The sequence below is a fragment of the Candidatus Hydrogenedentota bacterium genome (genome assembly GCA_012523015.1).
In the GTDB taxonomy this organism is placed as follows: domain Bacteria; phylum Hydrogenedentota; class Hydrogenedentia; order Hydrogenedentales; family CAITNO01; genus JAAYBJ01.
Genome location: JAAYJI010000141.1, coordinates 1 through 7435, shown reverse-complemented (window position 1 = coordinate 7435; position 7435 = coordinate 1). Strand labels below are relative to the sequence as shown.

4 protein-coding genes are annotated in these 7435 nt (G+C 49.9%); 2 read left to right on the top strand and 2 right to left on the bottom strand.

Features of this window, described 5'->3' with window-relative positions; genetic code table 11:
- The first annotated feature begins 140 nt into the window (after nt 1-140).
- Both GX117_05940 and GX117_05935 read left to right on the top strand, forming a co-directional pair.
- Entirely contained in the window at nt 141-1292 is a 1152-nt protein-coding gene (locus GX117_05940) for a cell division protein FtsW (protein ID NLO32883.1), read from the top strand.
- A gap of 239 nt (nt 1293-1531) precedes the next feature.
- Complete coding sequence (locus tag GX117_05935; GenBank protein ID NLO32882.1) at nt 1532-2221, top strand: Crp/Fnr family transcriptional regulator; 690 nt, start codon at nt 1532-1534, stop codon at nt 2219-2221.
- A gap of 12 nt (nt 2222-2233) precedes the next feature.
- Here the strand turns inward: GX117_05935 and GX117_05930 are convergent, their stop codons facing one another.
- A complete protein-coding gene (locus GX117_05930; protein ID NLO32881.1) occupies nt 2234-3616 on the bottom strand; it encodes an arylsulfatase in 1383 nt (460 codons plus the stop codon).
- An 82-nt stretch (nt 3617-3698) separates the two neighbouring features.
- Entirely contained in the window at nt 3699-7172 is a 3474-nt protein-coding gene (locus tag GX117_05925) for a hypothetical protein (GenBank protein NLO32880.1), read from the bottom strand.
- Between the last annotated feature and the right edge of the window lie 263 nt (nt 7173-7435).

Genomic DNA, 7435 nt, shown 5'->3' with positions numbered 1-7435 from the left:
GCCCGGAGATACGGTACTCCTTTCTCCCGGATGTGCAAGTTTTGATAAGTATCGTAATTTTGAAGAAAGAGGCAGAGAGTTCAAGACCTGTGTATACCGTCTTTCGGATCCCTCCGCTTCATAACTAAGGAATACACGAGATGAGACGCGATTCCACCATATTGATTACTATCACAGTGGCTTGTATTTTGTGCGGCATTTCTATGATCTACAGCATCAGTGCCGTGCAAGTTGCCAATTCCACCATCATCTTTAAACACCTGGTGTATTTAGGCTTGGGCTCTATCGCCTTCCTGATTATGATGTATAACGATTATCATCGACTTGCTACCCCGAAAATGAGGCGTCTCATTGTGATGGGTACCGTAGTGTTGCTGATACTCACATTCGTGCCGCCCTTTCGTCAGGTTCGTGGCGGCGCAGCCCGTTGGGTAGGAATGGGCCCTTTTGTTTTTCAACCCTCTGAACTAGCCAAATTCTGCGTTGTACTTTTGCTCTCCCTTCGCTTGACTCAAAATCAAGAACATATCAAAAAATTTTGTGCCGGTTTTCTTATGCCGGGCTGTGTTGCCGGATTCTTTTGTGTAATCGTTATTGCCCAAAAAGACATTGGTATTCCTTTAGTTATTGCATTGACCACACTCCTTATGATTTTAGTGGCAGGCGGATCAATACGCTACACCGCCGTGACGGGGATCCTCGGCGCCGTGGGAGGAGTATGTTTAATAATGATGTATGATTATCGAATCGACCGGGTAAAAGCCGCACTCGACCCCTTCAAATATAGAGATACTTCAGGATATCACGTAGTCCAATCCTTATCCTCTTTTACGCAAGGCGGACTATGGGGCAGCGGTGCGGGCGCCGGCGAACAAAAACTCGGCTTCCTGCCCGCAGCACATACCGATTTCATTTTCGCAGCCTATGCCGAAGACTTTGGATTGATAGGAGCACTCATTTTATTGACCTTGTTCCTCGGTCTCATTTTCATTGGTTTGCGTATCGCGGCAAACGCTCCGGATATGTTTGGCTTTTTACTCGCCACAGGTATTACCTTGCTCTTAGGAGTTCAGACCACCTTTATCATGACCGTTAATTTGGGACTTTTCCCGGCAAAAGGATTACCCTTACCTTTTGTCAGCTATGGAGGCAGTGCCTTGGTAGTCAGTTTGTTTATGACCGGCATCCTAGTAAATATAGGTATCCAAGGCGAATTGAATCCGGCAGGAAAAAAGACAAGCCTTCTTCCACGCGTCAGGCCCCCTTCTTTTTTATCGCGCTCAACTACCTAAGAGCTGCCTTGCCAACAGCCTAAAACAGCTGTTTATGATAAGCTCTTCAGATAGCTATTCCTATTATGGATTGGGAACAGCCGGGAAGGCTAAACCACTTCCATAGCCGTTTCCCTGTAAGCATGTGTTTTTCTTAGGCGCAGACTTTTCACGAATAGCTATGAAAAGTATGTTGCTTCGCTGCAACCGGCATAATCAGCCTGCGCCGCATTGTCGTGTGGACAGAAAGTTACGCAGCTATGCCGAAACGTCAGCTTGAACCGGATCTTCGATTCCGATTTGAAGATTATTTTAAACATTTTTCCTATGATTTCAAAAAGCGTATTGTAAACCTTTCTCTTCGACAACACTTCTCAGCACATCAAATTATATTCTTTCCCGATGACCCCTGTGATCGTGTTTTTTTTCTTCGGTCGGGCCGCGTTAAACTTTCTAAAATATCCAATAATCAGCGTGAATTTTGTTTTCGCCAAGTCGCACAAGGTAATTTTTTCGGCGATGAATGCCTTTTGAAACTGCCACGCCGAGGATATTACGCGACAGCACTCGTCAACACAGATTTAATGCTGATACACCGCTCCGATATTACGCGGCTGCTGCAAGAGGAAGCTGAATTTAGTTATGCAGTGTCTTGTGCTTTGTGTCAACGCAATCTTGATACAGAACGATCATTAAACGCCTTAGCATTTTTAACCGTACGCGAACGTGTTTTACAAAGTCTGTATCAACGCTACGTCTGTGACGATGTCCGCCAAGACAGATCCCTTACTTTAACCCATCGCGATCTTGCACAAATGGTTAGCGCGAGCCGAGAGACCGTGACGAAAGTGCTGCAAGAGCTGCAGCAAGAAGACATCATTGTTTTGGGAAACCGCAGCATTGAGATAAAAGATCCCAAAGTGCTTTCCCAATTGGCAGGTATTCTTTGATCTGTTTTATTCTCAACGCTGCGACGGCCAATAGGGCGATTCCGTCCTCCCATTACGAAAGATAGATTCTGCTTTCTCGACCAAGGCAGGATATCGTTTTGCCACATCCTTGGATTCAGAAGGATCCTTACTCAGATTATAGAGCTCCGTAGGCGTTCCCGCCTTATTACAGATGGCTTTCCACTCCCCCATGCGCACAGCTTGTTTGAATGCACCTTCATGAAACTCCCAATACAGATAATCATGATTCACCTGTTTTTCCGGATGCCCCAACAAGGTGGGCGCAAACGAAATCCCGTCACAGGCCGGTGCGTCTCTGCCAGCTAAAGCGGCGGCTGTCGGCAAGAAATCCCAAAACGCCCAGGCATGATCGCTCACCGTATTTGCCGCAATGCTTCCCGGCCACCATGCAATGGCGGGTACCCGTATACCACCCTCGTAGAGGTCACGTTTTATGCCGCGAAAAGGACCGTTGTCGTTAAAGAACTCAGGATCGGCGCCGCCTTCTCGATGGGGCCCGTTGTCGCTCGCGAAGATAACGAGCGTATCCTCTGCAATCCCCAGTTCTCCCAGGCGGTCCAGCATGCGTCCTACATCTCGATCTAAGCGGCTAATCATAGCTGCATGGCTTCGTTGCGCGGCAGGCCATGCTTCATCGCTATAGGGCTCATCCGATGGGATTTCCATGCCATGTTCACGAAGACGTACCGCCTCGTTGTTGGCGTGCGGCAAGGTATACGCCAAATAAAGAAAGAAGGCATCCTCTTTATGGCGCGTCACGAAATCGAGTGCCTCTTCCGTGAATAGGTCGTGGCTATAGGATTCACAGCGCTTACAGACATTGGCAATCTCTAATTCGTTTCCCGCCAGAGTAATTTCCTCCTCATTTCGCCAAAGCCTTTCCGGGTAATAGTTATGCGCCAGATATTGATCAATATATCCAAAGAACTCATCGAAGCCTTTTGCATTGGGCGCGCCGACGGTACCGGCATCCCCCAGCCCCCACTTTCCTATAATTCCCGTTTTATAGCCTGCTTCTTGAAGCAATTCCGCTACGGTACCATCTTCAGGGCGCAAGGGTACCCGTACCCGATCAATCATAGATGTGTTACCCCGAATAAAAGCATGACCTTGGTGCATGCCCGTCATGAGGGAACAGCGCGACGGCGCGCAAACAGTGCTGCCGGAGTAGGCTTGGGTAAAGCGCATTCCTTCTTTAGCCATAGCATCAAGACGAGGCGTTTTTATCTGTTCCTGTCCATAACAGCCCAGTGCGCCATAGCCCAAATCATCGGCAAGAATAAACACGATATTCGGAGGGCGCTTGGGCTCCGAAGCGGCAGCGGGCAATCCGCCTGCGAGAAAGGTTCCCGTCGCTGCCAAGGCAGCCAACATTTCACGCCGTGTCAAATTCTTCATGATCTTCCTTTCCTTCTTCGCCTACGGAACGCAACAACAAAAGGCAATGTGTTGAACTTCAATAGCTTGGTTTTGGGGGCGTAAAGACAAGTTCAAATTTACTTCCGAAGGCACAGCGATTGTGCGCCTCAAAACTGAAGACACACTGACAGGCTTGATCTTTCGGAATAGCACTCAACCCTATCTGCAACTGCCCTTCCTCAAAACGGGTGAGCGAAAGGGGCAGCGCATAAGCAGTCTCCAAGTCACCTGAACACGTAATGAACACGACACCATCTTTACCGTCACCGTTATGGGGAGCGACCAATGCAGCCTCCCCGAGATTGGTAAAGGAGAATCGAAGCTGTACATCGGAACGGTCCACGGCTACGCGGTCGCCGGATAAAAGACGCCGCCAAGACCCGTCCTTTTGCTGTATTTCTACACGGTCAAAAAACGCGTCCAAGTATTTAGGCGGATTATGCTTCGTCTGCGGACGATTCCCCACAGCCATGAGCGGGCAATTCGTCGAATCTGTACTACTTCCTTCCGTATTCAATCCCGGCGTTTTTCGGGCCCCAATAGCCTTCCAAAAAGACGCTTCCAAATCGTTGTAGATACCGGTCAATCCATTTTTGTGGCTGTCACGATCGAAGTACAACATATGATCGACCTCCTTGGCGTCGGGTCCGTCAATGAAGGCATTGGCATGATTGCGTATTACGGCTGTCACAGGCCGATCCGTGCCGTCTGGGTTGATAACGCCGTAATCACTCTTTTCATTGGTCCGATATCCTCCAGGATACCACCACCAAAAAATACCATCGGCTCCGCTTTCAATGAGCATGCGGTAAAAATCGGTGTAATACTTTGCTTGGAAGGCGAGGGCGTCTTTCCCCGGCTGCATCTGCGCCATATCCCACACATGAACTCCTGCCTCCGCCCACATCACCGGCAATGCAGGATTCGCCCAACGCCCATATTCATAGGTAAACCAACCGGGCTTCACCTTTTCCCAATTGCCGATGCGGCCATAAGCTTCCGGCTCAAGAATATCCACAGCACCGGCAAGATAGGCGAAGTCATAGAGTATGGTGGAATAATTTTGATCCGTTGGATCGCCTGCCATAGACATGCGAAAACTAACGGCATGATTGGGGTCGAGGGAACGCACAAATCGGCGCGCTTCGCCATACTTTTCGTAGAGTAAAGTGTCAAGGAAACGGCGGTACGCTGCAATCATGGGAGCCCACTCGTCCCCTCCCGTAATCATTTCCTGCCGGTAGCCGATAATCGCTCCTTCATCATCGCGGGCAACGGAACATCCCCAGTCCTCTTCAGCTGCTTCCACACTGCCGTAACGCTCTATAATCCAAGCTTCCCACTGAGGATTAAAAGGATCCCGTTCTTGTTGGCGAAACTGCGGTTCCCACGCCAAGTCATAGGCATAGACCGTGTCATTTTCAGCCAATCGATAATAGCCAATCAGATCACGAAGCCCTTCCTTTTGTAAGTCCATAGGGGTGCCCGGTCTCAGCGACAAATTGGCTTTCATACCCAACAAATCAATGCGCCGCAAGAGGTCTAAAAGATTTTGTGCCTCCATCGATTTTCGATAGATAAAGATACTCACAGCGTTACAGCCCATAGCGGCACAACGTTCTAAATCGCGCTGGATGACCTTGGGATGATAGGCTTCCGCTCCAATCCAATGCTCAAAATAATGAGACCATTCTATTCCGATGCCCGATGAGGGCATATAGTTGACTCCATGGGGCCGCCATCGCTTTCCTTCCAATACAAAATCGCCGTCTTCTATAGAAACAAAAGAAGGATTTTCTTTCGGCTTCCAAACATAGAGTTCGTGTTCTGCATAATCCAAAAGCGCTTCACCGCGCAGCAAACGGGTGATCACCTGAAAGCCGTCAGTCGACGTATTGGGCGGTACCCACGTATTCACAAAGCTTTTCGATTCTGTACCCGATAAGGTCACGTCGCTCCAAGAGGCAGAGCCAACCGTATTCCCATATCCGTCTTGTACCGTCACCGACACCGAGAGATCGGAAGCGGCACCTTCTTTTAAGTTCACTACGGTTGCGCCCAAGGCTACTTCTTGATCTTCGAAGCAGGTGTAATAGGCCGCGCCGCCGTCCATCAAAAACACAGGTTCTTTCATGCGCGCCAACACGCTGAGGATCGCCGCAGACGCCTCTTCCGACTCATACCATCCCCCATCGTCAATGGCGAAAGAAGCCCAAATGCCGCCTTGATACTTTCCGTCTCCATGGATGAGCATAGCAGCGGGATACCCGCGCAGATCACCATCAGCCGCACGCGCTTCTAAGAGAGGTATCCAACGCCATGGCCGCCCTTTCGCGAAACCGCCTGCCTCCGGGCGCGGATGTACCGACTGCATCTTCTTCGGCAGCAGGAAGTGCTGTTGGTCCAGCATTTGCTGACCTTTTGCAGCACAAAGCGATGTGACGCCCTTCATGTCAAAAAACTTATAGGACGGCGCGACAATATCCAATGGAGGAAGGGGGATCTCTTCCGAAAGTACCGTTGTCTCCCCGCCTGCTTTTTCAGCGCCCACCTCCGACACTTGGAACCAATGTTCACCGGTCATGTGACCCGTATGGGAATAGGCAAGGGTGAAGGCGATCATGCGCGCCTGTGCCGGATTGAAAGTCGTGGGCGCACGGGAGGGAACGCTCTCCCAAAACTTAAACGACTCAGGCGACAAACGAAACTGCTGCCAATTTGTCGTTAGTGGTACTACGGCAAGCCAACGGGAACCGTCTTCTTCGCTCCATTCGACAGCGAGCAAATTGGTTTTCGCTCCACCGCGCGCGCTGAAGACCATGTCTGTAAAGCCTTCGGGAAAAGGCGATGTCTCGAAAGTACGGCAAACGGAATCCCATCCTTCCAATTCCGGAATATGAACTTCAAGAGCGGCACTATGGACAACAGGCCCTTCTTTCACCATAGTGAAGGTGGTAGGGCTTTCCGGACGGTAAGCGCTTCGATACCAAGATTCAATGGATTCTTTATTAAAATCGAGAATATGGTGGGTAACCGGACGCTGTGCCTGCTGCATCCGATATTCTTCAGGAGTCTGCCACTTCCCATCCAAAGCCGCCACAGGCTCAACCCAAGCAGGCCCATTCAAAACCAAGAGATTGCCTCCTTGCTCCAGATAGGCGGTGACGGTGGGAATCGCTTTCATGGGCAGGCGTTTGGCATAGGGCAGCACCAACAGGGACACCTGCGCCTCTTCCAGGTATCCCGGCGTGCACAGCATCTCGGCATCCAGGATCACTGTTGCGTAGCCATTTTCGGTAAGCATCTCTTCGAAGAAAGCCGTTAAATCGGGCGTTGCCTCCCGGCACCCGCATTTGGGCGCTTCCTGCAGCGCTTCCGCCAAATGCACGGAGAAAGATTCCTTTTTGGCGAGGGGCGCATCTAAAAATAGGGCTGCTTTCAGCGGCGCCTCCGCAAAGGCGGTGGATACAGCAAAACTCATAAGAACACAAAATAATCCGTTAATTTTCATAGAATATTCCTTTCCGTAGACGAATAAAAGAATACACCATCATTCCATTCAAATAACAGCCGAACTTCATCACGTCATTTTTGTGCTCCCCTCGTCGTTGCTTTTTTTTGCAGGAGAGTTTTATTGATCCAGAGACTTTGGTGTGCCCCCCGTAAACTGGTCCATGTATAATGAGAGTTTCGCATCTGCCCTTCGGGCAAGGAGACTTGATTATGTCGAAAAGGAAACGTCACAATCCGGAACAGATCGTTCGCAAACTTCAG